25 protein-coding genes and 2 riboswitches are annotated in these 26,089 nt (G+C 72.9%); of the genes, 16 read left to right on the top strand and 9 right to left on the bottom strand.

Features of this window, described 5'->3' with window-relative positions:
- Positions 1 to 6: 6 nt before the first annotated feature.
- From GIS00_RS04300 to GIS00_RS04290, 3 genes are all read right to left on the bottom strand, one after another.
- Entirely contained in the window at positions 7 to 747 is a 741-nt protein-coding gene (locus tag GIS00_RS04300) for a sensor domain-containing protein (RefSeq protein ID WP_154767079.1), read from the bottom strand.
- Positions 748 to 834: 87 nt separating this feature from the next.
- On the bottom strand, positions 835 to 2,703 hold the full coding sequence (gene lepA / locus GIS00_RS04295; protein WP_322097482.1) for a translation elongation factor 4: 1,869 nt from the start codon (positions 2,701 to 2,703) through the stop codon (positions 835 to 837).
- Positions 2,704 to 2,929: 226 nt separating this feature from the next.
- Positions 2,930 to 3,535 (bottom strand): C40 family peptidase, encoded by a 606-nt coding sequence (locus GIS00_RS04290; RefSeq protein ID WP_196073108.1) that lies wholly within the window; start codon positions 3,533 to 3,535, stop codon positions 2,930 to 2,932.
- A 341-nt stretch (positions 3,536 to 3,876) separates the two neighbouring features.
- Here GIS00_RS04290 and GIS00_RS04285 point away from each other — a divergent pair, with 341 nt between their 5' ends.
- Positions 3,877 to 5,085 carry an amidohydrolase gene (locus GIS00_RS04285; RefSeq protein WP_154767077.1) on the top strand — a complete coding sequence of 403 codons (1,209 nt, stop codon included), beginning with the start codon at positions 3,877 to 3,879 and terminating at the stop codon, positions 5,083 to 5,085.
- Positions 5,086 to 5,104: 19 nt separating this feature from the next.
- Complete coding sequence (locus tag GIS00_RS04280; protein WP_154767076.1) at positions 5,105 to 5,542, top strand: MmcQ/YjbR family DNA-binding protein; 438 nt, start codon at positions 5,105 to 5,107, stop codon at positions 5,540 to 5,542.
- A gap of 2 nt (positions 5,543 to 5,544) precedes the next feature.
- Here the strand turns inward: GIS00_RS04280 and GIS00_RS04275 are convergent, their stop codons facing one another.
- Entirely contained in the window at positions 5,545 to 5,919 is a 375-nt protein-coding gene (locus GIS00_RS04275; protein WP_230312770.1) for a DoxX family protein, read from the bottom strand.
- A 152-nt stretch (positions 5,920 to 6,071) separates the two neighbouring features.
- Here GIS00_RS04275 and GIS00_RS04270 point away from each other — a divergent pair, with 152 nt between their 5' ends.
- Positions 6,072 to 7,130 carry an esterase/lipase family protein gene (locus tag GIS00_RS04270; RefSeq protein WP_196073107.1) on the top strand — a complete coding sequence of 353 codons (1,059 nt, stop codon included), beginning with the start codon at positions 6,072 to 6,074 and terminating at the stop codon, positions 7,128 to 7,130.
- A 178-nt stretch (positions 7,131 to 7,308) separates the two neighbouring features.
- Positions 7,309 to 7,569 carry a 30S ribosomal protein S20 gene (gene rpsT / locus GIS00_RS28310; RefSeq protein WP_322097481.1) on the top strand — a complete coding sequence of 87 codons (261 nt, stop codon included), beginning with the start codon at positions 7,309 to 7,311 and terminating at the stop codon, positions 7,567 to 7,569.
- A 192-nt stretch (positions 7,570 to 7,761) separates the two neighbouring features.
- Here rpsT and holA read toward each other — a convergent pair whose 3' ends face one another.
- Entirely contained in the window at positions 7,762 to 8,736 is a 975-nt protein-coding gene (gene holA / locus GIS00_RS04260) for a DNA polymerase III subunit delta (RefSeq protein WP_322097480.1), read from the bottom strand.
- Between the two features lie 39 nt (positions 8,737 to 8,775).
- Positions 8,776 to 9,366, bottom strand: coding sequence for a CGNR zinc finger domain-containing protein (locus GIS00_RS04255; RefSeq protein ID WP_154767074.1), 591 nt, complete (start codon positions 9,364 to 9,366; stop codon positions 8,776 to 8,778).
- A 54-nt stretch (positions 9,367 to 9,420) separates the two neighbouring features.
- Here GIS00_RS04255 and GIS00_RS04250 point away from each other — a divergent pair, with 54 nt between their 5' ends.
- Together GIS00_RS04250 and thrC are read left to right on the top strand one after the other, a co-directional pair.
- Positions 9,421 to 9,870, top strand: coding sequence for an SRPBCC family protein (locus GIS00_RS04250; protein WP_154767073.1), 450 nt, complete (start codon positions 9,421 to 9,423; stop codon positions 9,868 to 9,870).
- A gap of 48 nt (positions 9,871 to 9,918) precedes the next feature.
- A riboswitch (SAM riboswitch) is annotated at positions 9,919 to 10,059 on the top strand.
- Positions 10,060 to 10,072: 13 nt separating this feature from the next.
- On the top strand, positions 10,073 to 11,329 hold the full coding sequence (gene thrC / locus GIS00_RS04245; protein WP_154767072.1) for a threonine synthase: 1,257 nt from the start codon (positions 10,073 to 10,075) through the stop codon (positions 11,327 to 11,329).
- A gap of 170 nt (positions 11,330 to 11,499) precedes the next feature.
- Here thrC and GIS00_RS04240 read toward each other — a convergent pair whose 3' ends face one another.
- On the bottom strand, positions 11,500 to 12,771 hold the full coding sequence (locus GIS00_RS04240; protein WP_154767071.1) for a glutamyl-tRNA reductase: 1,272 nt from the start codon (positions 12,769 to 12,771) through the stop codon (positions 11,500 to 11,502).
- 126 nt (positions 12,772 to 12,897) lie between these two features.
- Between GIS00_RS04240 and hemE the strand changes: the two genes are divergently transcribed.
- The 10 genes from hemE (at position 12,898) to GIS00_RS04190 (ending at position 22,907) form a co-directional block, all read left to right on the top strand.
- On the top strand, positions 12,898 to 14,031 hold the full coding sequence (gene hemE, locus GIS00_RS04235; RefSeq protein WP_154767888.1) for a uroporphyrinogen decarboxylase: 1,134 nt from the start codon (positions 12,898 to 12,900) through the stop codon (positions 14,029 to 14,031).
- Positions 14,028 to 15,419: a protoporphyrinogen oxidase gene (gene hemG, locus GIS00_RS04230; protein ID WP_322097478.1), complete on the top strand. Its 1,392-nt coding sequence runs from the start codon at positions 14,028 to 14,030 to the stop codon at positions 15,417 to 15,419. The genes hemE and hemG overlap by 4 nt, the downstream gene beginning before the upstream one ends.
- A 138-nt stretch (positions 15,420 to 15,557) precedes the next feature.
- Positions 15,558 to 16,298 (top strand): hydrogen peroxide-dependent heme synthase, encoded by a 741-nt coding sequence (gene hemQ / locus GIS00_RS04225; RefSeq protein WP_154767070.1) that lies wholly within the window; start codon positions 15,558 to 15,560, stop codon positions 16,296 to 16,298.
- Complete coding sequence (locus GIS00_RS04220; RefSeq protein WP_154767069.1) at positions 16,295 to 17,479, top strand: ferrochelatase; 1,185 nt, start codon at positions 16,295 to 16,297, stop codon at positions 17,477 to 17,479. Before hemQ ends, GIS00_RS04220 begins: the two co-directional genes overlap by 4 nt.
- Complete coding sequence (gene hemC, locus GIS00_RS04215; RefSeq protein WP_154767068.1) at positions 17,476 to 18,417, top strand: hydroxymethylbilane synthase; 942 nt, start codon at positions 17,476 to 17,478, stop codon at positions 18,415 to 18,417. Before GIS00_RS04220 ends, hemC begins: the two co-directional genes overlap by 4 nt.
- On the top strand, positions 18,414 to 19,211 hold the full coding sequence (locus tag GIS00_RS04210) for a uroporphyrinogen-III synthase (RefSeq protein WP_154767067.1): 798 nt from the start codon (positions 18,414 to 18,416) through the stop codon (positions 19,209 to 19,211). The genes hemC and GIS00_RS04210 overlap by 4 nt, the downstream gene beginning before the upstream one ends.
- The gene (gene hemB / locus GIS00_RS04205; RefSeq protein WP_154767066.1) at positions 19,208 to 20,197 is read left to right on the top strand and encodes a porphobilinogen synthase; all 990 of its coding nucleotides are present in this window, start codon (positions 19,208 to 19,210) and stop codon (positions 20,195 to 20,197) included. Before GIS00_RS04210 ends, hemB begins: the two co-directional genes overlap by 4 nt.
- The gene (gene hemL / locus GIS00_RS04200) at positions 20,197 to 21,519 is read left to right on the top strand and encodes a glutamate-1-semialdehyde 2,1-aminomutase (protein WP_154767065.1); all 1,323 of its coding nucleotides are present in this window, start codon (positions 20,197 to 20,199) and stop codon (positions 21,517 to 21,519) included. Before hemB ends, hemL begins: the two co-directional genes overlap by 1 nt.
- A gap of 143 nt (positions 21,520 to 21,662) precedes the next feature.
- Positions 21,663 to 22,424 (top strand): DUF6319 family protein, encoded by a 762-nt coding sequence (locus GIS00_RS04195; protein ID WP_154767064.1) that lies wholly within the window; start codon positions 21,663 to 21,665, stop codon positions 22,422 to 22,424.
- An 88-nt stretch (positions 22,425 to 22,512) separates the two neighbouring features.
- Positions 22,513 to 22,578, top strand: a riboswitch (guanidine-III (ykkC-III) riboswitch).
- A 14-nt stretch (positions 22,579 to 22,592) separates the two neighbouring features.
- The gene (locus tag GIS00_RS04190) at positions 22,593 to 22,907 is read left to right on the top strand and encodes a DMT family transporter (RefSeq protein ID WP_154767063.1); all 315 of its coding nucleotides are present in this window, start codon (positions 22,593 to 22,595) and stop codon (positions 22,905 to 22,907) included.
- 51 nt (positions 22,908 to 22,958) lie between these two features.
- On the opposite strand, the gene GIS00_RS27230 is transcribed toward GIS00_RS04190, so the two are convergent.
- Complete coding sequence (locus GIS00_RS27230) at positions 22,959 to 23,729, bottom strand: enoyl-CoA hydratase (protein ID WP_322097477.1); 771 nt, start codon at positions 23,727 to 23,729, stop codon at positions 22,959 to 22,961.
- A 139-nt stretch (positions 23,730 to 23,868) separates the two neighbouring features.
- Positions 23,869 to 26,055, bottom strand: coding sequence for an acyl-CoA dehydrogenase family protein (locus GIS00_RS04180; protein ID WP_322097476.1), 2,187 nt, complete (start codon positions 26,053 to 26,055; stop codon positions 23,869 to 23,871).
- Positions 26,056 to 26,089: the final 34 nt, after the last annotated feature.

Here is a 26,089-nt window from a genome sequence, read left to right as displayed (position 1 = left end):
GGTGCGTCAGGAGCGTCCGGGGCCGGCCAGCAGGCCGGTGATCAGCAGCCGGTCGACGGTCACCAGGGCCCGTACCACCCGGGGTGCGATCCACAGCACGCCGATCCCGATCGCCATCAGCAGCGCCATCCGCGGCACCGTGTCGAGGTAGAAGTCGTGACCCCACTGGGCGGCGCGGTGCACGGAACCGTCGTCGGCGACCTGCTCGGGCAGCCACCCGCGCCAGAACGGGTAGGTCACGGCGCCCACCCCGTAGGCGTACAGGCCGATCGCGACACCGAAACGCAGCGGCGCGAAGGCGATCGAGAAGCAGTGGTAGAGAAACGCTTTCCAGCAGCCGGGGTCGGCGAGCACGCCCGTCAGCCGGCCGATCGGCCCGGTGCCGCGCCGGACGATCGGCGCCGGACCGGACAGCGGCAGGCCGAGCAGCGACCGGCCCAGCGCGAGTTGCGCGAGCCCACCCGCCCTGGCCACCAGCAGGCCGGCGGCCAGCACCGGGAGGCCGACGTAGATCACCGCGGTGCCGATGCCCACCGCGAGCAGGGTGACCGGGACGACGAAGAAGAAGATCGCCGGGGCCAGCCCGACCAGGCAGTACACCAGGTCGCCGAGCGCACCGGCCGGGCTGTGCCGCCGGACGCGCCCGGGGACCGGCGACGACGGACCGGCGCCGTGGCCGTAGCCGGTCGGGTCCGCGAAGGTCGGGTCCGCGAAGGTGGTCGTCCCGGTGATGAAGGTGGTGGCCATGCAGTCACCCTCCCGCTGTGGCAGGAGGTGGGCGAGGACCCTGGGCCGCTGTTCCGAGGGTGGGGAAAGGCCCACCCCCGGATGCCGCTACTTCTTGGCCGCTTCCTTGTTCGAGGGCGCGTCGGTGGAGAGCGCGGCGATGAAGGCCTCCTGCGGGACCTCGACCCGGCCGACCATCTTCATCCGCTTCTTGCCCTCCTTCTGCTTCTCGAGAAGCTTGCGCTTACGCGTGATGTCGCCGCCGTAGCACTTGGCGAGCACGTCCTTGCGCATGGCCCGGATGGTCTCCCGGGCGATCACCCGGGAGCCGACCGCGGCCTGGATCGGCACCTCGAACTGCTGGCGCGGGATCAGCTCCCGCAGCTTGTTCGTCATCGACGTGCCGTAGCCGTACGCGGAGTCGCGGTGCACGATCGCCGAGAAGGCGTCGACGGCCTCGCCCTGCAGCAGGATGTCGACCTTGACCAGGTCGGCCTCCGCCATTCCGATCTCCTCGTAGTCCAGCGACGCATAGCCACGGGTGCGGGACTTCAGGGCGTCGAAGAAGTCGAAGATGATCTCGGCGAGCGGCATGGTGTAGCGCATCTCGACGCGGGTCTCGGACAGGTAGTCCATCCCGCCGAGGGTGCCGCGGCGGCTCTGGCACAGCTCCATGATGGTGCCGATGTACTCGCTCGGCGTGATGATCGTGCACTTGACCATCGGCTCGACGATCGACGAGATCTTGCCCGCCGGCCAGTCACTCGGGTTGGTCACGGTGATCTCGGACCGGTCCTCCATGGTGACCTGGTAGATCACGTTCGGGGCGGTGGAGATCAGATCCAGCCCGAACTCCCGCTCCAACCGGTCCCGGGTGATCTCCAGGTGCAGCAGACCGAGATAGCCGCAGCGGTAACCGAAACCGAGGGCCGCGGAGGACTCCGGCTCGTAGGTCAGCGCCGCGTCGTTGAGCCGCAGCTTGTCCAGCGCGTCGCGGAGCAGTGGGTAGTCCGACCCGTCCAGCGGGTAGAGGCCGGAGTAGACCATCGGCCGCGGGTCCCGGTAGCCGCCGAGCGCCTCGGTGGCGCCCTTCACCGCGGAGGTGATGGTGTCGCCGACCTTCGACTGGCGGACGTCCTTCACCCCGGTGATCAGGTAGCCCACCTCACCGACGCCCAGGCCCTTGGTGGGGATCGGTTCCGGCGAGATGACGCCGACCTCGAGCAGTTCGTGGGTCGCCTTCGTGGACATCATCTGGATGCGCTCGCGCGGGGTGATCTTCCCGTCGATGACCCTGATGTAGGTGATGACGCCGCGGTAGATGTCGTAGACGGAGTCGAAGATCATCGCCCGGGCCGGGGCGTCCGGGTCGCCGACCGGCGGCGGGATCTCCGCGACCACCTTGTCCAGCAGTTCGGTGACGCCCATCCCGGTCTTGCCGGACACCCGCAGCACGTCGTCCGGCGAGCCACCCAGGATGTGCGCGATCTCCTCGGCGTACCGCTCCGGCTGGGCCGCCGGCAGGTCGATCTTGTTCAGCACCGGGATGACCGTGAGGTCGTTCTCCAGCGCCAGGTACAGGTTGGCCAGGGTCTGCGCCTCGATGCCCTGCGCGGCGTCGACCAGCAGCACGGCGCCCTCGCAGGCGGCCAGCGACCGGGACACCTCGTAGGTGAAGTCCACGTGCCCGGGGGTGTCGATCAGGTGCAGGATGTGGTCCTGACCGGCGGCGGGGCCGGTGGTCGGGGTCCACGGCAGGCGCACGTTCTGCGCCTTGATGGTGATGCCGCGCTCCCGCTCGATGTCCATCCGGTCCAGGTACTGCGCCCGCATCGAGCGGCTGTCGACGACCCCGGTGAGCTGCAGCATCCGATCGGCCAGGGTGGATTTCCCGTGGTCGATGTGGGCGATGATGCAGAAGTTCCGGATCAGCTCCGGCGGGGTGAACGTCTGGTGCGCTCGGCTTGCCTGGGTCACTGCCTGTCTCTCGTGGGCATCTCGGACGCGGGGCGCCCTGTCGCGGGATCGGCAGCACGGGTGCGCGGCCGGTCCACCCGTCCCCTGCGGGACCGCGGACACACCATTGTCCCACGACGCGGGCCCCGGTCCGGGCGTGCGCGACGGGCCGGCGACAGCACACCCGCGGGACGGCCGCCGGCGCCCCGGTGTGCCCGGGTCGCCGACGGCCGCGCAGCGGCGCGGATCAGCCGATGATCCGGACCACCTCGGAATGCGAGCCGTAGACCGAGGTCACGTGCACGCTGGTGTTGTTCCGCGGCGGGGCGGCCTCGATGATCTTGCCGTTCCCGATGTAAATGGCGACATGGGTGGTGGAACTCCCGCTGTACCAGAAGATCAGGTCACCGCGCTTGCGTTCCGACCACGGGACCTTGCGGCCCTTGGTCACCTGCTCACCGGTGTACGTCCCGATGTTGATCCCGGCGCCCTGCCAGAACGCGTACTGGGTCAGCCCCGAGCAGTCGAAGCCGTATCGCTGCCGGTCGTCGTAGCCGCTCGGGCTGCAGCACACGCCGTAGCTCGGGCCGTTCTTGCCACCGGCTCCCCAGGAGTACGTGAGTCCCTGTCCTGTCTGCGATCTCGCTGCGGCGATCACGGCGTTGATCTTCTGCTCGGCAGCGGTCTGACCGCCACCACCACCGTCGTCGGTCGGCATCGCCGGCGCCGGTGCCGCCGCCAGTGGCGCGGCAGTGGGCGCGGTCGGCGCAGCCTGGGCCATGGTGACCCCGGTCCCGAGCGCCAGGGCGCCGGCCGCCAACAGCGGCGCGACGAACGTCAATCGGATCTTCATGCGTTTTCCCCGTCCTTGAAAGGTGATGGATACCGCAATGGCACGGCATCCCGGATCTCGCATTCCTCAGCTGATGTTCCTGCCCTCCGGAGGCGCACCGAAAGTATCGCCGTGACGATTCCGCGGTGGCGTATCACAACAATTTCCCCGCCATTCCGCGGAGGGATGCGAGGTTGTCCGGCCGATGTCCGGAACATCCCCGCGCCGGTCACCCCGGGGTGCGCGCCGGGGGCCGGCAGTGCCAGGCTCGACCCGGCGAACGCGACGCCCGGAAGGACTCCGGACGCGGCGGCGGCGCGCGGCAGGTGCAGGACAGGGACGACGGCGAGGAGCGGATCGGGATGAGCGGACAGTCGGTCACGGCGGTGGTCGGGGCACATGTGGTGCCGATCGAGGGCGAGCCGTTCGACGGCACCGTGCTGGTGCAGGACGGCCGGATCACCGCGCTCGGTCCGGACGTGGCCGTTCCGGACGGCGCCGAGGTGGTCGAGGCCGGCGGCCGCTGGCTGCTGCCCGGCTTCGTCGACGCCCATACCCACCTGGGCCTGCACGAGGAGGGCGAGGGCTGGGCCGGCGAGGACACCAACGAGATGACCGACCCGGTGACCGCCCACGTCCGGGCGCTGGACGCGATCAACCCGGCCGACATCGGTTTCCGGGACGCACTGGCCGGAGGCGTGACCACGGTGAACATCAACCCGGGATCGGGCAACCCCATCGGCGGGCTGACCGTCGCGGTGCACACCCACGGCCGGACCGTCGACGAGATGGTGCTGCTCTCCCCCTCCGGCCTGAAGTCGGCACTCGGCGAGAACCCGAAGCGGGTCTACGGCGACCGGAAGCAGACCCCTTCGACCCGGCTCGGCACCGCGGCCGTGCTGCGCAAGGCCTTCGTCGAGGCGCGGACCTACCAGGACGCCCTGGACCGGGCCGCCGCCGACCCGGAGGCGAAGACGCCGGACCGTGATCTGAAGCTGGAGGCACTGGCCGCGGTGCTGTCCGGTGAACTGCCGTGGCGCCAGCACTCGCACCGGGCCGACGACATCGCCACCGCACTCCGCATCGCGGACGAGTTCGGCTACACCCTGGTCATCGACCACGGGACCGAGGCTCACCTGCTGGCCGACGTCATCGCCGGCAAGGGCATCCCGGTGCTGATCGGCCCGCTGTTCACCAGCCGGTCGAAGGTCGAGCTGCGCAACCGGTCGCTGGCCAACCCGGGCCGGCTGGCCGCCGCGGGCGTGGAGATCTCGATCATCACCGACCACCCGGTGGTGCCCATCCACTTCCTCGTCCACCAGGCGACGCTGGCGGTCAAGGAGGGCCTGGACCCGGTAACGGCGCTCCGGTCGATCACCATCAACCCGGCCACGGTGATGGGAGTCGCGGACCGGGTGGGTTCGCTGGCGGTCGGTAAGGACGCGGACCTGGTGCTGTGGTCGGGCGATCCGCTGGACGTGATGCAGCGGGCGCTGCAGGTGTGGATCGGCGGCACCTCGGTCTACCGCTGGGACGAGGCGACGCGCGAGGGGCTGGTCAGCGGCGACTGATCCGGCGAGGATCGGCGTCATGGTCGATGCCGGGGTTCCGCAGGATGTCGTGACCTACCTGGGGCGGCAACCCGCCGCGCTCCGCAAGGTGCACCGCTGGTGCCTGCGGCTGCCGGACACCACCGTCAAGCAGTCCCACGGGTCGCCGACCTACCAGGTGCGCGGGAAGTCCTACGCATCGACGATGCACGATCACCACGCCTCGGGCCGGACCGAGCTCTGGGCGAAGGGAGCGCCCGGCGCCCAGCAGACCTGGATCGAGGAGGACCCGGACCGCTACTACCGGCCGGCCTACGTCGGCCCGAGCGGCTGGGTGGGCGCCTGGTTGGACGTCGACGTCGACTGGCCGGCGATCGCGGAGATCCTGGTCGAGGGCTACCTGGACCGGCTCCCACCGCGGGCCGCCGCTGCAGTGGACGGGCCTGCTCTCGTGGCGGTGCTGCGCAAGGTCCGCTGAGCTCAGGCTCCCCTTCCAGCGCGCAGCGCCCAGGCGATCAGCGGGATCTGCAGCGGCAGCCGGGCCCAGACAGCGACCCGGTACCAGGCGGGCTTCCGCTTGGATCGCAGCGCCATGGAGACGTTCGCCGGGAACACCCCGGCCAGCAGGCCGGCGGACAGCACACCACCGGCGGGCCTGGTGCGCGGCACCGCGAGCAGGCCCGCGCACACGAGCTCGACACCCCCGGACACCAGCACCAGTTCCTTCTTGGCCGGCAGCCGCTTCGGCACGATCGCGACGAACGGGCCAGGGCGAAGGAAGTGCAAGGTGCCGGAGACGGTGAAGATCCCGATCAGCAGCGCCGTGGTCGGTCGGACTCTCGAGGTGAGGTTCACCGGTCCATCCTGCCTGCGTCGTGGTCCGGCCCCCTGCTGATCCGCGACGCGCTTTCGATCCGCGTGGCGGGACGTCGTCCCGTTCCGTCGCGGACCACTGGCTCCGGACGAATCTGGCGCGGGAACGGCGCCGGGCAGGCACGATGACCGCCATGGATCCGACGGCGCCACGCCACCTGCGTTCCCGGATCGTCGCCGCGGTCCTCGGCGTCCTGCTCGGCGGGGCGCTCGCCGCGTGCGGCACCACCACCGCCGGCACGGCGATCGCAGGCGCAGCACGTCCGTCGGCCGGCGCCGCTCCGACCGGCGGATCCGTCCCGGGTGTCGACCCGCGCACCGGAACCCCGACCACGGACGAGCAACCGGTACCCGGCGATCCAGGTTCTTCCGAATCGGAGCCGACCGACCCCGGGTCGACCGATGGCCCCGTCGGTTCGGCCGATCCAGGGGGTGCCGCCGGCTCCGGCAGTTCCGTCGCGCCACCGGGGTGGCCGCTGCCCGACGTCGGGCTGGACGGGGTCAACGACGCGGACTGCGTGCCCACCGCCGACGTCCCGCCGGTGCTGCTGATCCACGGCACCTTCTCCACCGCATCGTCGAACTACGGCGGTCTGGCCTATCCCCTGGTGGAGACCGGGCGCTGCGTCTACGCGGTCGACTACGGCAACCAGGGCACCGATGCCGTCGGGTCGTCGGCGACCGAGGTCGCGGCGGCGGCCCGGCAGGTGCTGGAGTCGACCGGGTCCGCCCGGCTGGACCTGGTCGGCTATTCGCAGGGTGGGCTGATCGTCCGCACGATGCTGCGCGACAACGGGCTCGCAGACCTGGTCCGCGTGGCCGTGCTCATCGCCCCGACCTTCCACGGCACCACCGCTCCGGAGGTGCAGGCGCTGGCCCCGGTCTGTGCGGCGTGCGCCGACCAGGTGGCCGGGTCGGAGTTACTGCAGCGGCTCGATGCCGGCGGCGATCTGGACGGCGCCGTGCGGTACGCGGTGGTGTCCAGTTCCGCCGACACGGCGGTGACGCCGACCGCTTCCCAGGTGCCCGAGGGCCCGGCGGACCGGGTGGTGTCGATCGTTGCCGAGGACCAGTGCCCCGGGCTGGTCACCGACCACGTCGCCATCCCCGCGGACCCGGGCGTGGTGAACTGGGTGATCGCCGCGCTGGAGACCGGCGGGGCACCGCCGCCCCAGGCACTGACCTGTCCCTGAGCGGCCGGGCCGTGGCCGGTCCCGTCGCAGTTCAGGGCGTTTGGGATCACTTCGGGCGGCTGGTACTCTGGACAACCGTGTGCGCTCCGAGGAGTGCACGGACAGACCTGGAACACAGAAGCGGTGCCCGCCTGGGCATCATCCCAGCAGCACCGAGACGAAACGAAGGCAATCCGGCGTGGCCAACATCAAGTCGCAGATCAAGCGTATTCGTACCAACGAGGCCGCTCGGCTGCGGAACAAGTCCGTGAAGTCGGCGCTGAAGACCGCCGTCCGGCGCGTCCGCACCGCCATCGAGGCCGGCGACAAGGAAGCCGCCACCACGCAGCTCGTGGTCGCCTCCCGCAGCCTCGACAAGGCCGTGTCGAAGGGCGTCATCCACGCCAACCAGGCCGCGAACCGCAAGTCGGCGCTGGCCCAGCAGGTCAACGCGCTCTGACCCGGTCGGTCCGGATTCGCCCCGGACCACCGACGGTCGCGAACGGCGTCATCCCCTCGCGGGGGTGGCGCCGTTTCTGCGTTCGCGCCGGTCCGTCGCGCCGATCCTGCAGACACCGTCGAGAGCCGGGACCATCGATGACCGACCCGATGCCGGGCCGGTGACTCACCCGGCCACCGCCGGCGGGCAGGGTCAGCTCAGCCGACGCGCCCGGCCGACCGCGATCACGGCCTTCTCCAGCGCGTAGTCCGGGTCGGCGGCGGCACCTTTCACCTCGGCGTTGACCACTGCGACCGCGGCCGTACCGGCGGCGAGCCCCGCCTCGGACCAGCCACGGGCCACACCTTTGGCCTTGTCGATCTTCCAGGGCGGCATGCCCAGCTGACCGGCGAGCTGGTAGGAGTTCCCACTGCGGACCCCGGCCACCTTCGCCACCGTCCGCACGCCGTCGGCGAGCGCGTCGGCGATCAGCACGTGCGCCACCCCGACGTCCAGGGCCCAGCGCAGCGCCTCCAGCGCCGCCGGGATGTCACCCGCCATCACCAGATCCGCGATCGCGAATCCGGAGACCTCGGCACGCCCGTGGTGGTAGCGGCGGACGGCGGCCTCGTCGACCATCCCGCCGGTGTCGGCGACCAGCTGGCCAGCGGCGGCGGCGAGCTCGCGCAGGTCGGAGCCGACCGCGTCCACCAGCGCGGCCACCGCGTCCGGGGACGTGGTGCCGCCGGCGGACCGGATCTCGTTGCGCACGAAGTCGATCCGCTCCGCGGGACGGGTGACCTTCTCGCAGGTCAGCACAGCGGCGCCGGCCTTGCGAAGACCGTCGGCGAGCGGCTTGTTGCGGGCCCCGCCGGCGTGCTGGACCAGCAGCACCACCCCGTCCACCTGATCGGTGGTGTAGCGCAGCAGTTCTGCGGCGGTCTCCTTCGAGACCTCGTGCGCGCCACGGACGATCACCACGCGTGGCTCGGCGAACAGGCTGGGCGCCACCAGGTCCGCGAACTCGGCCGGGCTCAGCCCGGCACCGGTCGCGTCGCGGCGCTCGACCTCGGGATCGACGGCACGCGCGGCCGCCATGGTCCGGCTGACCGCACGGTCCACGAGCAACCCTTCGTCGCCCGTCACCAGGACGAGCGGGGGCGGTGGTGTGGGGGTCGCCGTCGGCACGTCGCCATCCTGCCAGTCGTCGCCGACAGCCCCGATCCGTCAGGCACTGTCCTCGCGACCGCGCTGCCGGGAGGCCCGGACCTTGGACCGGTTCCCGCACCGCTGCATCGAGCACCAGCGCCGCGCGCCGGTCCGGGAGGTGTCCACGAACACCAGGGCGCAGTCGTCCGCCGCGCACTCGCGGATCCGGTCGGCCAGCGGCCCGCCGAGCACCCGGACGGCGTCCCTGGCCACGTCGGCCACGACCTGGGCGCCGGTGGCCGGCTGCTGCCAGAGCGATCGTTCGGCGCCGTCCAGTACCGGGGCGAGTGGCGGCACGGCCGCGGCCGCGTTGATCGTCGCGAGGTCCGCGTCGGGGATCCGGCCGCCGGCCATGCGCGCCCGGAAGGCCCGCCACAGCGCATCGCGCAGGGCCCGCGCCCCGGCGAGTGCGGTGCCGTCGACGGCGACCGGCGCAACGGCCAGCGAGCACCGGCCGGCCCAGTCGGCGAGGTCCTGCGGAGTGCGGAGGGTGTCCCACACCGCCAGCTCGTCCGGGCCTCCGAGCAGCAGGAACTCCGCGGAGAGCGCTCCAGGATCGAAGGTCCAGACCGCCCCGTCGGACGACCGCATCGTTGACAGACCGTGCATGTAACCACTATACCGGTTACATCGAAGCAGCACCGACGAGCGAAGGAGACGACCATGGACAGCCTCGGACAGACGCCGACGGACACCACCGGACTCACCCGCGACGCGGGCTGGGAGATCGGGGTGCGCAGCACCGTGCCGTACCCGGCAGCGGTGGTGTGGGAGCTCCTCACCTCGACGGACGGCCTGGCCCTGTGGCTGGGCACACCCGTCGACGGAGCACTGCCGACCGATCGTGGCGAAGGGTTCGTGCTGGACGGCGGCGCAAGCGGCGAGATCCGCTCCTACCACCCGGGATACCGGATCCGGCTGACCCTGCAGGACGCCGGCGGACCGGACTCGACGATCCAGCTGACCCTGGACGACCGGGACGACCGCACCGGCATCGGGTTCCACCAGGAGCGCCTCCCCGACGCCGCCGCCCGCGACCGGCAGCGCACGCACTGGAAGCACGTCACCGACCAGATCGCCACCGCTCTCGACACCACCACGAGCGCCGACTAGTCCAACGGCACCGAGTGCCCATGTAGGATCAGCCGCACAACCGAATACACCTCATCCAGAGGGGCAGAGGGATACGGCCCGTTGAAGCCCCGGCAACCGCGTCGGATGATCGCGTTCTTCGAGCTCAGCTCGCGAGGCCATCGACCGAAGGTGCCAATTCCGTCCCGTCACGAACGGGGAAGATGAGCAGAGAGGCCTCGTCATGACTGCTGTCCTGTCCGGTACCGATCTCGGTGCCGCCGTCGCCCTGTCCTGTCGCGAGTGCGGCGCACGGGTCGAACTCGGACCCAGCTACGCCTGTACCGAGTGCTTCGGGCCGCTCGAGGTCGCGTACGAGTTCCGGCTCCGGGGCGACGAGCTGCGCGCGGCCATCGAGGCGGGCCCGCAGAACATCTGGCGTTACGCGCCGCTGCTGCCGGTGCCCTCGCACGTGGCCTCGACGCCGAACATCAACCCGGGCGCGACGAAGCTGGTGAAGGCCGAGAACCTCGGCCGGGAACTGGGTCTGCGCAACCTGTGGGTGAAGGACGACTCCGGCAACCCGACGCACTCGTTCAAGGACCGCGTCGTCGCGGTGGCGCTGGCCGCCGCCCGCGAGCTCGGTTTCAAGGTGCTGGCCTGCCCGTCCACCGGCAACCTGGCGAACGCCGTGGCCGCGGCGGCCGCGCGGGCCGGCATCCGGTCGGTGGTGTTCATCCCGTCGAACCTCGAGCAGCAGAAGATCCTGACCACCGCCGCGTACGGCGGCACGCTCATCGCCGTCGACGGCAACTACGACGACATCAACCGCCTGGCAGGGCAGATCGCCGCCGAGCAGGAGGACTGGGCGTTCGTCAACGTCAACGTCCGGCCGTTCTACGCCGAGGGGTCGAAGACCCTGGCCTACGAGGTGGCCGAATCGCTGGGCTGGCGGATCCCGCAGCAGGTCGTCATCCCGATCGCCTCCGGGTCGCAGCTCACCAAGGTGGACAAGGGTTTCACCGAGCTCGCCGCCCTCGGCCTGGTCGACGACACCCCGTACAAGATCTTCGGCGCCCAGGCCACCGGCTGCTCGCCGGTCTCGCAGGCGTACAAGGCCGGCCAGGACTTCGTGCAGCCGGTCCGGCCGGACACCATCGCGAAGTCGCTGGCGATCGGCAACCCGGCCGACGGCCCCTACGTCCTGGACGTGGTGAACCGGACCGGCGGTGCCGTCGAGGACGTCACTGACGAGGAGGTCGTCGAGGGCATCCAGCTGCTCGCCCGGACCGAGGGCATCTTCGCCGAGACCGCCGGTGGCGTCACGGTGGCCGTGCTCCGCAAGCTGCTGGCCACCGGCAAGCTGGACCCCGATGCCGAGACCGTCATCTTCAACACCGGCGACGGACTGAAGACCCTGGACGCGATCGCCGACAAGGTCGGCCCGACCGCCACCATCAAGCCGACCCTGGACGCGTTCGAGGCCACCGGCCTGGCGTGATGCGCGGCTGACACACGAAGTCTGAGAAACGAAAGAGCGGGCCCGGTCGGAGTTCTCCGACCGGGCCCGCTGCGTTGTCCGGTGCCTCTACGTTGTCCGGTGCCGCTGTGTTGTTCGGTGCCGCTCAGTTGTCCGGTGCCGCAACCATGGGCCCGATGACGCCCGGGCGGTCAGCTGTGCTGGTCGGACCCGTCTGGCAGCCGGATCCCGAAGAGGGTGTGCAGCGCCTGCACGTAGTCCTGGCCGCTGCCGGTGCGGGCCAGCTCGCGGGCCCGCAGGGTCGGCGTGTGCAGCAGTGACTGGGTCACCCGGTGCATGGCCAGCTCGACATCGGCGGCCAGGTCGTCGGACAGGTCCCCGTACTTCGACCGGAACCGGCCCATCTCCTTCTGCACGGCGGACGAGACGTGCTCGCGCAGCGCGACGACGGCCGGGTCCAGTGTGCGGACCGCTTGGTCCTCCTCGAAGCGGGCGACCGCGTCGATGACGATGTCCTGCGCGGCGACCACGGTGTCGTGGTGCTCCGGCGCCACCCCTTCGGCCACGGTGTGCAGGTCGGTGACGTCGACGCCGTCCATCCCGCGGACCCCCGGACCGAGATCCGAGTGCAGCGCGAGATCCAGGACGCGGAGCCGGCTCTCGCGCAGCGCGACGGCCTCGGCCACCACCTCGTCGGACAGGCTGCGGCGACCGGTCCCGCTGCAGCCGATCACCAGGTCGACGGTCGCGACCGCCTTGACCAGGCCGTCGGCGTCGATCGCGGTGGCGTGGTGGGTCGCGGCGAAGGCCTCGGCGCGGCCGCTCGGCGAGTGCACCAGGAACTCGGCGCAGCCGCGGGCCCGCAGCGCGGTGGCGACCACCCGGGCGTAGGCGCCGGTGCCGACGATCAGTGCGGATGCCGGCACCGATCCGTCGGCCAGGGCCAGGTCCAGCGCGACGGAGGCGACGGACCGGCCGGCACCGCCGAGCGAGGTCGCGGAGGCGACCTTCTTGGCCGTGCGGGAGGCCTTCTGGAACAGCGAGTTGAGAACGGTGGTGGCGGCGCCGGCGGCCTGCGACTCGGCCAGCGCCCGGGACACCTGCCCGGAGATCTCCGCCTCCCCGACGACCATCGAGTCCAGCCCGGCGGCGACGGTGAAGAGGTGGGCCGCGACCGGCGCACCGACCCGGACCTTCAACGAGGAGGCGGCGTCGGCGGGATCGAGCCCGGCCACGTCGGCGACCAGGGCGGTGACCGCGTCGATCGCGTCGTGGAACCGGGCGGTGTCGAGATAGATCTCCAGCCGGTTGCAGGTGGCGATCACCACACCGCCCGCGACGGGCGAGTCGTCGGACCCGACGAGCTCGGCGATGCCGGATCGCAGCTGCGCGCTCCGGGCGGAGAGCCGGTCCAGTTCGGAGAGCTCCAGGTCATGGTGGCTGGCACCGAGAACCATGAGCATGTCAACGATGGTAACGCCTCTGACCTGCAAGAACCCACTTAGGGCAGCCTAACCGTGTCGACCCGGGAGGGTCCGGGGGCCGGTCCGGGCAGGTCACCGGCCGGGGTCTGGGACGATGGCAGCACCATGCCCGGAACACCACCTCCCCCGCTCTCCGCCCCCGTCACCGCCGCGACCGGCGGCGGCGACGCCGGCCCCGACGCGGGGGGCCTGCCTGCCACCCACCCGCTCGTCGACGGGCGGACGGCGTCCGCGCCGCTGGTCCGGGCGATGCGCGGGGACCGTCCGTCGACGCCGCCGGTGTGGTTCATGCGGCAGGCCGGACGGTCGTTGCCGGAGTACCGCGCGGTGCGTGCCGGGGTCGCCATGCTGGACTCCTGCCTCCGCCCCGAGCTGGCGTCGGAGATCACCCTGCAGCCGATCCGCCGGCACGGGGTCGACGGCGCGGTGCTGTTCAGCGACATCGTGGTCCCGCTGAAGCTGGCCGGGATCGACGTCGACATCGTGCCCGGGACCGGCCCCGTGGTGGCCGCGCCGGTGCGGACGGCGGCCGACGTGGCCTCGCTGCCCGATCTCGACCCCGCAGCACTCGCCCCGGTCGAGCAGGCCGCCGCGCTGACCGTGGAGCAACTGGGCGGCGTGCCGCTGATCGGCTTCGCCGGCGCCCCGTTCACCCTGGCCAGCTATCTCGTCGAGGGCGGTCCGAGCCGGGAACACTTGCGCACCAAGGCGTTGATGCACGCCGACCCGGAGACCTGGCACGCGCTGGCGTCCTGGGTGGCGGACATCACCCTGGCCTTCCTCCGCGGCCAGATCCTGGCCGGGGCGTCGGCGGTGCAGCTGTTCGACTCCTGGGCCGGGGGGCTCTCGCTCGCCGACTACACGGAGTTCGTCGCGCCGCACTCCGCCCGGGTGCTGGCGGGCGTGGCCGACCTCGGGGTCCCGCGGGTGCACTTCGGTGTCGGAACTTCCGAGCTGCTGGTGGCGATGCGGGACACCGGCGCCGACGTGATCGGCGTCGACCACCGGCTGCCGCTGGACGAGGCGAACCGCCGGCTCGGCGGGACGACCCCGCTGCAGGGCAACATCGACCCGGCCCTGCTGTTCGCCGGACAGGACGCCCTGGAGCGACACACCCGGCGGGTGCTGGAGGCCGGGCGGGCGGCGCCGGGGCACGTGGTCAACCTCGGCCACGGGGTCCCGCCGGACACCGACCCGGACGTGCTGACCCGCCTGGTCGAGTTCGTCCACCAGCAGTGACCCGGCCCGCCTCCGCCGGCGAGGGCCGCCGCCCGGTGGTGATCGGCGGCGGGGTGGCCGGACTGGTGGCGGCCTGGGAGCTGGCCCGGGCCGGACGCGCCCCGATCGTGCTCGAGGCCTCCCCCGCCCCCGGCGGCACCGTCGCCCGACACACCGTCGACGGGCTCGACCTCGACGCCGGGGCGGAATCCTTCGCAACGGCGACACCTGCGGTGGCGCAGCTGGTCTCGGACCTCGGGCTCCAGGACCGGGTGGTCTCCCCGAACCCGGCCGGCGCCTGGGTGAGACACGCCGCCGGTGCCGCACCGCTACCGGCCGGCGGGCTGCTCGGCATCCCTGGTCGCCCACTGGCCGCCGACGTCCGCCGGGTGCTCGGCACCCCGGGTGCCCTGCGCGCCGCGGTGGACCGGGTGCTGCCCCGCCGGACCGGCACCGGCCCGGGCACCCTCGGCGACCTGGTCCGCACCCGGATGGGCCGACGCGCCCTGGACCGGCTGGTCGCGCCGGTGGCCGGCGGTGTCTACTCCGCGGACCCGGACGGCCTGGAGACGCACTCGCTGAACCCCAGGCTGCTGCCCGCGCTGGCCGAGCACGGATCACTCGCCGCTGCCGTCCGTGCCCTGCGTGGCGGAGCGGGTGCCCGCGCCGGGTCCGCGGTGGCCGGCCTGCGCGGCGGCATGTACTCGCTGGTCGAGGCACTGTCCGCGCAGATCGCCGGCGCCGGCGGGGAGATCCGCACCGGCACACCGGCCCTGGCGCTGTCCCGTGCGGGCACCGCGTGGCAGGTGTCGGTCGCCGGGGCACAGCTGCTGACCGACCTGGTGGTGCTGGCCACGGACGCCGGCCCGGCCGCCGCCCTGCTCGGCCCCGCATCGGCGGTGACCCTGCCCACCGACACCACCGACGTCGTTCTGGTCACCCTCGTCGTCGTCGGACCCGATCTGCGCGCCGCTCCGCGTGGCACCGGCCTGCTCGTCGCGGCCGACGTGCCCGGCATCGCCGCGAAGGCACTGACCCACGCCACCGCGAAATGGGACTGGCTGGCGCAGGCCGCCGGCCCGGACCGGCACGTGCTGCGCCTGTCGTATGGCCGCGGGGACCGCACGCCGGACGACGGAGAGCTGCCCGCGCTCGCCGCCCGGGACGCGGCCGCACTGATGGGGGTGCCGCTCGGCACGGTCCACGCCACGGCACTCACCCGCTGGTCGGCGACGGTCCCCCGGTTCGGCACCGGCCACCGGGACACGGTGCGCGCCCTCCGCGCCGGGCTGCCGCCCGGGCTGCTCGCCGTCGGCGCCCACCTGGCCGGCACCGGGCTCGGCGCCGTGGTCGCCGACGCCAGGGCGGCGGTCGCCCCGTTGATCGCCTCGCCGTCGTCGCAGTCCTGAACCGATCGCGACCGAGCCACTCGCGACCTGCACCGCCACCCCGTCCGCGGGACCGGTTCGTGCGACGCCCCTCACCGGGTCACGCTCACCACACCCCGCGCGGCACATCCCACTCCCCGGAGCGGGGAAGATGGGGGCATGACCAGTGACACCGGCGCCGCCGCCGGAACCGGATCACGCCCGGAACGGACCCGACCGACCGCCCGCGAGATCAACGCCGGCATCCGGTACACCGCGTTCACCGTGCTCCGCCGGACCTCCGGACTGCCCACCTCCGCCGAGGCCGCGCTGGACGAGCTGACCGCGCTGGTCGCCCGACTGGCCGAGCAGGACGACGTGCAGATCCGCGGCTTCTACGACGTGTCCGCGCTGCGGTCGGACGCCGATCTGATGGTCTGGTGGCACGCACCGACCGCGGAGGCCCTGCAGCACGCGACGCGGGCGCTGCGACGCACGGCCATCGGCGCGGCGACCGAGCAGACCTGGTCCGCCGTCGGCCTGCACCGGCCGGCCGAGTTCAACAAGGGGCACGTGCCGGCCTTCCTGGCCGGGGCCGGCGCCAAGAACTGGGCCACCGTCTACCCGTTCGTCCGGTCGTACGAGTGGTACCTGCTGCCCGACGAGGAGCGCCGGACCATGCTCGTCGAGCACGGCATGATGGGCCGCGAGTACAACCAGGTGCTGTCCAACACCGTCGCCGCCTTCGCCCTCGGCGACTACGAGTGGCTGCTCTGCCTGGAGGCCGACGAGCTGCACGACACCGTCGACCTGATGCGGCACCTGCGTGCCTCCCGGGCCCGGCTGCACGTCCGCGAGGAGGTCCCGTTCTACTCGGGCCGCCGCGTCGACGAGGCGGGTGCGGTGGAGGTCCTGGCATGACCGCCGGCGGCTACGACGCCGTGCTGCTGGCCGGGTTCGGCGGGCCCGAGGGGCCGGACGACGTGATGCCGTTCCTGCGCAACGTCACCCGCGGTCGTGGGATCCCGGAGGAACGGCTGGTGGAGGTCTCGCACCACTACCAGGCCCTGGGCGGCGTCTCCCCGATCAACGACCAGAACCGGGCGCTCCGGGCCGCGCTGGAGAAGGCTCTCCGGCACCGGGGTCTCGACCTCCCGGTGATCTGGGGCAACCGCAACTGGGAGCCCTACATCTCCGACGTGGTGGCCGACGCCGCCCGGGACGGCCGGCGCCGGCTGCTCGGGGTGGCGACGTCCGCGTACTCGTCGTACTCCTCGTGCCGGCAGTACCGGGAGGACTTCGGCGGCGCCCTGCTGAGCACCGGTCTGGTGGGCGAGGTGGTGATCGACAAGATCCGACCGTACTTCGACACCGCCGGCTTCATCGACCCGTTCGCCGACGGCACCGCCGCCGCCGTGCAGCATGCGCTCGACGACGACTTCGACATCTCCCAGATCGAGATCCTGTTCACCACACACTCGATCCCCGACGCGATGGCGGACAGCTCCGGTGCCGCCTGCCTCGGCGACCACGTTCCCGGCGGCGCCTACGTGACCCAGCACATGGCCGCCTGCGCCGCGGTGGCCGCCGCGGTCGCCGGCCGCTGCGGGGCGACCCCGGCCTGGCAGCTGGTCTACCAGTCCCGCTCCGGCCCGCCGTCGATGCCGTGGCTCGAGCCCGACATCTGCGACGTCATCGAAGGCATGGGTGCCCGCGGGTACAGCGCCGCCGTCGTGGTGCCGATCGGTTTCGTCTCCGACCACGTCGAGGTGGTGTGGGACCTGGACCACGAGGCCCGGGACGCCGCCGAGGCCGCCGGGGTGTGGTTCGAGCGGGTGGCGACCCCGGGCACGGACCGGCGGTTCGTCGCCGGCCTGGCCGCGCTCGTCGCCGAACGGCTGCAGGGCCGCCGCCCGGACCTGACCATCGGACCGGTGTCACTCCCCCAGCGTCCCGACTTCTGCGCCACCGGTTGCTGTGTCAACCTGCGCGGGGCGAAACCGACCACAGCGGGCCAGGACTCGGCCCGCGACTGGGAGGACACCGACGTGTCGGCGGAGCAACTGATCCGCTCCGGCATCCCCGGCAGGCTGCCGGTATGACGGCCGCCCGCCTGCCCTCCGCTTTGCGGATCGGGACCCGGGGCAGCGCCCTGGCGCTCGCGCAGTCCGGGATGATCGGCGAGCAGTTGTCCGCGCTCATCGGGGTGCCGGCGGAGCTGGTCACCATCCGCACCGAGGGCGACGTGAACATGGCGCCGCTGACCGGCATCGGCGGCACCGGGGTGTTCGTCTCCGCGGTCCGCGACGCGCTGCTGGCCGGCGAGGTGGACCTGGTCGTGCACTCGCTCAAGGACCTGCCGACCGCCCCGGCCGCCGGGATCGCCCTCGGTGCCGTGCCGCCGCGGGAGAGCCCGGCCGATGCACTGGTGGCCCGCGACGGACTGACCTTCGCCGGGCTGCCGGCCGGCGCCACCGTCGGCACCGGATCGCCGCGACGGGCGGCCCAGATCCGCCACGCCCGGCCGGATCTGGACATCAGGCCGCTGCGCGGCAACATCGACACCCGGGTGGGACGCGTGCACTCCGGCGACCTGGACGCGGTCGTGCTGGCCGCGGCCGGCCTGCGCCGGATCGGCCGGGTGGACGAGATCACCGACGACCTGTCCGAGGTGATGCTGCCCGCGCCGGCCCAGGGTGCGCTCGCCGTCGAGTGCCGGCTCGAGGACCGGCAGTCGGCCTGGTTCGCCTCCGCCCTCGCGGCCGTCGACGACCCGGCGAGCCGCGCCGAGGTCACGGCCGAGCGGAACCTGCTCTCCCACCTGGAGGCGGGCTGCAGCGCACCGGTCGGCGCCCGCGCGGTGGTGGCCGGCCCGTCGCTCACCCTGCACGGCGTCGTCATGGACACCGAGGCCCGACACCGCTTCCACGGCACCGTCTCCGGGGACGCCGGCGATGCCGCGCGGATCGGCCGGCGTCTTGCCGAGCAGTTGCTCGCCGACGGCGCGGCCACCGCCCTGACGGCGGCACGGGAACGGTGAACCGGCTCGCCGGCTGGCGGGTGCTGCTGCCCCGACCGTCCTCCCGCAGCTCCCGGCTGATCGGCCTGCTGGGAGCGGAAGGTGCGACGGCGCAGGCGATCCCGCTGCTGGCGTTCGAGCCACCGGCCGACACCGGCGCGCTTGACGCCGCCGTGGTCGACCTGGCCCGTGGCGGGGTGGACTGGGTGGCCTTCACCTCGGTGAACGCGGTCGATGCGGTACTGGACCGGGCATCCGCCCTGGCCCTGCACCCGGCGGTCCCGGCGGACACCCGGGTCGCCGTGGTCGGTCCGGCCACCGCCCGGGCCGTCCGGGCGGCGGGGATCGCCGTCGACCTGATGCCCGAGTCCGGTGGTTCGGCGGCCACCCTGGCGGCCATCTGGCCGGCGCCCGGCGAGCACCCGCGGGTGCTGCTGCCGCAGTCCGCGATCGCCTCCGACACCCTCGCGGTCGCGTTGCGCGCCAGAGGGTTCCAGGTACAGGGCGTGCCGGCCTACCGGACGGTCCCGCTGCCGCCGCCGTCGTCGATCGCCGAGGACCTGGCCGACGGCGCCTTCGAGGCGGTGCTGCTCACCTCGCCGAGTACCGTGGCCGCGCTGGCCGGCCTGCCGGTCGCCGCCGGCACGGTGATCGGTGCGATCGGGGCGAGCACGGCGGCCGCGGTCCGCGAGGCCGGCCTCGCGCTGACCTTCACCGCCGCCGATCCCACCGAACAGGGCCTGGTGGACGCGCTCGCCGCCGTCGCCGCCGCCACACCTGCTGCCACACCTGCCCCAGAGGAAGGGACGTCATGAGCTACCCCACCCACCGCCCGCGCCGGCTGCGCCGGACCGCGCCGCTGCGCCGACTGGTCGCCGAGACCCGGCTGCATCCCGCCGATCTGGTGCTGCCGATGTTCGTCAAGGAATCGCTGACCGCACCGGTCCCGCTGCAGTCGATGCCCGGCGTACTGCAGCACACCCGGGAGTCGCTGAAGGTGGCGGCCGCGGAGGCCGTCGCCGCCGGGGTCGGCGGGCTGATGCTCTTCGGCATCCCGGCCGAGCGTGATCCGATCGGCACCGCCGCGACGCAGCCGGACGGGATCCTGAACCTGGCGCTGTCCGACCTGCGGGCCGAGGTCGGGAAGGACACCGTGCTGATGGCGGACCTGTGCCTGGACGAGTTCACCGACCACGGCCACTGCGGCGTGCTGGACGAGCACGGCGAGGTCGACAACGACGCCACGCTGCTGCGCTACCGCGAGATGGCCGTCGCCCAGGCGGAGGCGGGGGCGGACCTGATCGGCACCTCCGGGATGATGGACGGCCAGGTCGCCGCCTGCCGCGACGCCCTGGACGGCGCCGGGCACACCGACACCGGCGTGTTCGCCTACGCCGCGAAGTACGCATCCGCGTTCTACGGCCCCTTCCGCGAGGCGGTGGACTCCGCGCTGCAGGGTGACCGGCGCACCTACCAGCAGAACCCGGCCAACCGGCGGGAGTCCGCCCGCGAGGTGGCGTTGGACGTCGCCGAGGGCGCCGACCTGGTGATGGTGAAGCCGGCGATGTCGTACCTGGACGTGCTCGCCGACGTGGCCGCGACGGTGGACGTCCCGGTGGCGGCGTACCAGATCTCCGGCGAGTACGCGATGATCTCGGCCGCGGCGGCCAACGGCTGGATCGACCGGGACCGGGCGATCGCCGAGTCGCTGCTGTCCATCAAGCGGGCCGGCGCGCAGATCGTGCTGACCTACTGGGCGACCGAGGTGGCTGCGAAACTGGCTGCCGGACAGGAGATCTGATGACCCTCACCGAGCCCGTACCGGGCAGCGCCGAGTGGTTCGCCCGCGCCTGCCAGGTCACCCCCGGCGGGGTGAACTCGCCGGTCCGTGCCTTCCGGTCCGTCGGCGGCACCCCGCGGTTCATGGTGTCCGGGAAGGGCGCCACCATCACCGACGTCGACGGCAACACCTATGTCGATCTCGTGGGGTCCTGGGGTCCGATGATCCTCGGGCACGCGCACCCGGCCGTGCTCGAGGCCGTCGGAACCGCTGCGGCGAAGGGGTTGTCGTTCGGCACCCCGGGCACGGGCGAGGTGCTGCTGGCCGAGGAGATCGTCGCCCGGGTGGCGCCGGTCGAGCAGGTCCGGCTGGTGTCCTCCGGGACCGAGGCGACCATGTCCGCCATCCGGCTCGCCCGCGGCTTCACCGGCCGGCCGGCCGTCGTGAAGTTCGCCGGCTGCTATCACGGGCACGTGGACGCCCTGCTGGCCGCGGCCGGTTCGGGCGTCGCCACGTTCGGCCTGCCGGACTCCGCCGGGGTCACCGCGGCCACCACCGCCGAGGTGATCGTGCTGCCCTACAACGACATCGAGGCGGTCCGCGCGGCGTTCGCCGCCAATCCGGGCCGGATCGCGGCGGTCATCACCGAGGCGGCCGCGGCCAACATGGGTGTGGTGCCGCCGCTGCCCGGTTTCAACGCCGCACTGGCGGAGATCACCCGGGCCGACGGCGCCCTGCTGATCAGCGACGAGGTCATGACCGGATTCCGGTTGTCCCGCAGCGGGATGTTCGGCCTGGACGGCGCCGTCGAGGGCTGGCAGCCCGACCTGATGACCTTCGGCAAGGTGATCGGCGGCGGCCTGCCGGTCGGCGCGTTCGGCGGCCGGGCCGACGTGATGGCGCTGCTGGCCCCGAACGGGCCGGTCTACCAGGCGGGCACCCTGTCCGGGAACCCGATCGCCACCGCCGCCGGGCTGGCCACGCTGCGCGGCTGTGACGACGCCGTCTACCGGCACCTGGACGAGACCGCCCTGCGCGTCGGTGATCTGGCTGCCGCCGCGCTGGCCGAGGCCGGGGTGCCGCACCGCTTGCAGCGGGCCGGCAACCTGTTCTCGATCTTCTTCGCCGACGCACCGGTGACCAACTACGACGAGGCCAGGCAGCAGCACACGACCGCCTTCGCGGCCTTCTTCCACAGCATGCTGGCCTCCGGGGTCTACCTGCCGCCGTCCGCCTACGAGGCCTGGTTCGTCTCCGCCGCGCACGACGACGCCGCGCTCGACCGGATCGCCGCAGCGTTGCCGGCCGCGGCGGTGGCGGCCGGGGCCGCGCTGTCGGTCTGATCCCGGTCGGATCTGTCGGCTGGATCGCGGTCGGATCTGTCGGTCCGATCTCGGTCGGATCTGTCGGTCGGATCTGTCGGCCTGATCGCGGCCGGAAGTCCTGCCTCCCGGGCGCTGTCGGTGGCGGCTGGCAGGATGACGCCATGCCAGCACGCCGCGCCCAGCCCGTCCCGCTCGATGTCGAGGAGCTGCGCCGGCGGCTCGACGACGGCAAGACCGTGCGGGTCGGCGTCAGCCCGTCCGCCCAGTTCCCGGCCGGCGCGGTGGGTCGGGTCCGGCGCATCGGGGACCCGGCGTCGGACGGCGACGAGTTCGTGATGGTCGAGGTGGGCAGCGGCGCGACGAAGGACGTGCTGCCGTTCGCCCCGTCCGACCTGTCGGCGCCGCCCGCACGCGGCGTGCCGACCGCGCCGGACTCCGCTGCCGGGTCGGGTGCGACCACCACATCGGCAGGTGACGCAGAGCCGGCGCGGCGGCCGCTCCCCCGTTCGACGGCCACCGCACCGGCACCCGCACCGACGGCGGTGGATGCCCCTGCTCCGGCGACCGACGGTGCGGCTCCGGAGACCCCCGCCGGTCGCCCGGCGCCCGCCCGTCCGCGCACCGGAGCCACGAAGGGCCGACGCGCGCCGGTGACCATCACCGTCGCCACCGGTCCGGACGAGAACGGCAGCTGGCGCATCGAGGCGAAGGTCGGTGCCCGCACGGTGGTCCGGCCGACCCCGGTGTCGCCGGCCCGGGTCTGGGAGATCGTCCGCACGCTGGACAACGAGCCACTGACGCAGGCGGTGCAGACCCACCTGGAGGACCACCGCCGCGCCGCCCAGCAGCGGGCGGACGAGCTCGCCGCCCAGCTGGCCGCGGTGCGGTCCGAGCTGGCGTCGCTGCCGGACAGCACCGGCTGACCCGATCCGGGCTGACCCGAACAGGCGGGTGGTGACCGGAACCACCACCACCCGCCTGGCCGCCCACTCCCCCGTGTGCAACAGTGGAGGCGAGCCGGGAACCCGGTTCCCGGACGAGGGTTGCCGTACCCGGACAGCGACAAGACGGCTCCTGACAAGGAGCTCGTCATGTCCTGGATCGTTCTCGTCGTCTCCGGTGTGCTGGAAGCCGTGTGGGCCACCGCTCTCGGCCGTTCCGCCGGATTCTCCCGCCTCGCACCGACTGTCGTCTTCGGCGTCGCGCTGATTGCCTCGATGGCCGGCCTCGCGTGGGCGATGCGCAGCTTGCCGGTCGGCACCTCCTACGCGGTGTGGGTCGGCATCGGCGCCGCCCTGACCGTCGGCTACGCCATGGTCACCGGCACCGAGTCCGTGTCGCTGGTGAAGATCCTGCTGCTGCTCGGGATCGTCGGCTGCGTCGTCGGTCTCAAGCTCCTCCACTGACCCGGACGTCCCGCTGCCGGTGAGCGGTGACTCACCCGGTGGCCGGGCCGCTCAGCGGCGGAAGGTGTCGACCACCGCCTGGATCTCCGGCTTGCCGGCGGCGGAGGCCTGGGCCCAGGACTCGAACTCCAGGGCGGCGTCGAAGCCGCCGGAACGGGCGATCCCGACCGCCTTCTTCACGTCCCTGGCCAGCTGCGGGTCCATCGCCGCCCAGCGCGCGGCCGTGGCCTGCGCGTCCGCCACCGGGTCGTCGACCACCCGCAGCGCGAGCCCGGCGGCGACGGCCTCCGGCCCGTCGAGCGCTCCGCCGTCCATGATCATCGCGAAGGCGCGCTGCGGGCCGAGGATGTCGACCAGGAACCAGGTGCACCCGCCGCCCGGATGCAGGCCGATCCGGGTGAAGGTGGCGGCGAACCGCGCCCGCGGGCCGGCGATCCGCACGTCGCAGGCCAGCGCCAGGTTCATCCCGGCGCCGACCGCCGGCCCCTGCACCGCGGCCAGCGTGGGGATCGGCAGCCGCCGGATCCGCAGGAAGCTTTCGTACACCCGATGCAGGTGGTCCCGGGTCTGCGCGACAGTGCGGTCGGTGTCGCCGAAGAGCGCGGGCAGGTCGGCGCCGGCACAGAACGCCGCACCGGCACCGGTCACCACCAGGGTGCGGGCCGACGGATCGGCGGCCACCGCGTCGACCGCAGCGCCCAACTGCTCGATCACCGCCTCGTCGATGGCATTGCGTCGGTCCGGGTCGTCGAGGGTGATCGTCCAGCGCCCGTCCTCCACCGTGGCCCGCACCTTCGGCGGTCGCGTCCCGTCCGTCGTCACCCGGCCACCGCCCGGACCGGCAGCCGTCGCGCCGCGACCGTCATTCTTCGCGCCATTGCGCCCGTCATCAGTCCGCCCGTCATCCGTCCGCCCGTCGTCAGTCCGCCCGTCATCCGTCCGCCCGTCATCCGTGCACCCGTCATCCGTCCACCTCGCCCACGATCCAGTCCCACACGGCGTTCTCGCCCTGCGGCAGCAGCGATCGACCGAGGCCCGCGGCGGTCCGGTCCGGTCCGCCGAACTCGTCACGCCAGGACCAGAGCCGACGGGTGGACAGGTGCAGCCGGTGCTCCCTGGTGATGCCCATCGCACCGTGCAGCTGGTGGGCAGCCCGGGCCACCCGGCCGGCCGCCGTGGCTGCCACCACGAACGCACCGCGCACCCGGTCGACGCCCCCGGCCACAAGGATGTCGCGGTCGATGCCTGCTGATACGGCGCCCCCGTCACCGTCGTCGGCGATCCTGTCGGTGACCGTGCGCAGCGCCGCCTGCGCCAGCTCGAGCTCCGAGATCATCTGCGCCAGTTGCGATCCCACCGCCTGGAAGGCGACCAGAGGGCGGCCGAATTGCTGCCGGACCGTGACGTGCTGCACGGTCGAGTCGACGGCGGCCTCCATCGCACCGACCAGCTGGGCCGTCCGTCGCACCATCCCCCGGGCCCGGACCACGTCCACGTCGACCGGCCGGAGCACCTCGATGGGTGCGGCGTCCAACTGCAGGTCGTCCCGGGGCTCGCCGGCCAGGTTCTGACCGTGGTGCCAGGTGACACCGGTGGCGGCCGGATCGATGCCGACCAGCACCGGGCCGTCACCCGACGCGGCCACGCAGAGCAGGCGGGCTGCAGACGATCCCCACGGCACCCGATCAACGGTCCCGGAGATGCGGCCGTCCGCCAGCACCGGCAGGGCCGCGTTCGCCAGAGCCACCGTCGCCGGGCCGTCCCCGACCAACCCGCCGGCGGGTGCCAGCAGTGCTGCCGCCCAGCCGGTCTCGGCCAGCGGGATCGACACGGAATGCCGACCCGTCGCCCGGAGCAACTCCAGCAGGTCGACGATCGAGCCGCCGGAACCACCTGCGGCCTCGTCGATGCCGACCCCGGGCCAGCCGAGATCGGAGATCAACTGCCAGGTGCCGTCCCCGACCGAACGGTCCGGTTCCCCGCCCTGTCCAGTCAGCACCTCGTCGGCCATGGCCCGCAGCTCCGGACCGCCGACCGGACCGGGAGCGGTCGCGGAGCGGGCGACGATGGTGCGGAGCACCTCGGTCGTGCCTCCGCGGATGGTGAATCCCGGTGCGGACAGCAGGTTGTCGGCGAGCAGCCGGGCGATCCCAGATCCGTCCGGGTCGGGCTCGATGTCTACCAGGGCGCGGGCGATGTCGTTCACCTCGCCCTCGAACGCGGTGCCGAGGTCCTTGAGCACCGCGGCCTCGCGGATCGGCGCCCGGCCCTCGTCGATCATCTCCGCCACGCCGCGGGCCACCCGGCGCAGAGCGGCCAGCCGCGCCAGTGCCGCGCCGAGGGTCCGGGCAGCCACCGGATCCGGATGCTCGTGCGCCGCCATCACCGCGGCCAGCAGTGGATAGCTGGACAGCACCCGCTCGATGCCGCCGCGCTCGAAGGCCAGTTGCTCGGTCACCTGGGTCCAGCCGTTCCCCTCGGTGCCGAGCAAGGCTTCGGCCGGGAGCAGGACGTCGTCGAAGGTCACCTCGTTGAAGTGGTGCGCGCCGCGTAGGTCGAGGATCGGCCGCACCGTGATGCCCGGGGTCGCCATGTCGACGACGAACTCCGACAGGCCGTCGTGCTTGGACCCGATGTCGCCGGTCCGGGCCAGCAGGTAGGCGTGCGAGGCCAGATGCGCGTGGCTGGTCCAGATCTTGCCGCCGCGGACCAGCCACCCGCCGTCCACCCGGTCCGCGCGGGTCCGCACGGATGCCAGATCGGATCCGGACTCCGTCTCGCTCATGCAGAGGCAGAAGGTGATCTCCCCGGCGACGATCCGCGGCAGGTACTGCTCCTGCAGCGCCGCCGAGCCGTGGCGCAGCACCGCCGGACCGATCTGCCGGTCCCCCATCCAGTGCGCCGCGACCGGGGCGCCGGCCCGCAGCAGCTCCTCGGTCAGCACCAACCGGTCGGTGTTCGGCCGGCCGCCGCCACCCGCCGCGGTCGGCCAGGTCAGGCCCAGCCACCCGCGGGCGGCCAGTTCACCGCTGAACTCCGGATCGAAGCCCCGGAGCCAGTTGTCGCACCGTGGGGTGAACCGACCGGCGTCCTGCCAGGCTGTGACCAGCGCCCTGACCTCGGACCGCAGACCGGCGGTGTCCTGCACCCGTACTCCCTCCGCCACGCCCGCGGGCCGGACG

The sequence above is a fragment of the Nakamurella alba genome, from assembly GCF_009707545.1.
Classification (GTDB): domain Bacteria; phylum Actinomycetota; class Actinomycetes; order Mycobacteriales; family Nakamurellaceae; genus Nakamurella; species Nakamurella alba.
This window is presented reverse-complemented; position numbering and strand designations above follow the sequence as displayed.

Excerpts from the sequence above, each read along its gene's own strand:
- GIS00_RS04250 (WP_154767073.1), top strand. The coding sequence starts at position 9,421 with ATGGACAGCCTCGGACAGACGCCGACGGACACCACCGGACTCACCCGC.
- hemC (WP_154767068.1), top strand. The coding sequence starts at position 17,476 with ATGACGGCCGCCCGCCTGCCCTCCGCTTTGCGGATCGGGACCCGGGGC.
- GIS00_RS04280 (WP_154767076.1), top strand. The coding sequence starts at position 5,105 with ATGGTCGATGCCGGGGTTCCGCAGGATGTCGTGACCTACCTGGGGCGG.
- thrC (WP_154767072.1), top strand. The coding sequence starts at position 10,073 with ATGACTGCTGTCCTGTCCGGTACCGATCTCGGTGCCGCCGTCGCCCTG.
- GIS00_RS04190 (WP_154767063.1), top strand. The coding sequence starts at position 22,593 with ATGTCCTGGATCGTTCTCGTCGTCTCCGGTGTGCTGGAAGCCGTGTGG.
- GIS00_RS04300 (WP_154767079.1), bottom strand. The coding sequence starts at position 747 with ATGGCCACCACCTTCATCACCGGGACGACCACCTTCGCGGACCCGACC.
- GIS00_RS04270 (WP_196073107.1), top strand. The coding sequence starts at position 6,072 with ATGGATCCGACGGCGCCACGCCACCTGCGTTCCCGGATCGTCGCCGCG.
- hemB (WP_154767066.1), top strand. The coding sequence starts at position 19,208 with ATGAGCTACCCCACCCACCGCCCGCGCCGGCTGCGCCGGACCGCGCCG.
- GIS00_RS04255 (WP_154767074.1), bottom strand. The coding sequence starts at position 9,366 with ATGCACGGTCTGTCAACGATGCGGTCGTCCGACGGGGCGGTCTGGACC.
- GIS00_RS04240 (WP_154767071.1), bottom strand. The coding sequence starts at position 12,771 with ATGCTCATGGTTCTCGGTGCCAGCCACCATGACCTGGAGCTCTCCGAA.
- hemQ (WP_154767070.1), top strand. The coding sequence starts at position 15,558 with ATGACCAGTGACACCGGCGCCGCCGCCGGAACCGGATCACGCCCGGAA.
- hemL (WP_154767065.1), top strand. The coding sequence starts at position 20,197 with ATGACCCTCACCGAGCCCGTACCGGGCAGCGCCGAGTGGTTCGCCCGC.
- GIS00_RS04290 (WP_196073108.1), bottom strand. The coding sequence starts at position 3,535 with ATGAAGATCCGATTGACGTTCGTCGCGCCGCTGTTGGCGGCCGGCGCC.
- GIS00_RS04195 (WP_154767064.1), top strand. The coding sequence starts at position 21,663 with ATGCCAGCACGCCGCGCCCAGCCCGTCCCGCTCGATGTCGAGGAGCTG.
- GIS00_RS04285 (WP_154767077.1), top strand. The coding sequence starts at position 3,877 with ATGAGCGGACAGTCGGTCACGGCGGTGGTCGGGGCACATGTGGTGCCG.
- hemE (WP_154767888.1), top strand. The coding sequence starts at position 12,898 with ATGCCCGGAACACCACCTCCCCCGCTCTCCGCCCCCGTCACCGCCGCG.
- GIS00_RS04220 (WP_154767069.1), top strand. The coding sequence starts at position 16,295 with ATGACCGCCGGCGGCTACGACGCCGTGCTGCTGGCCGGGTTCGGCGGG.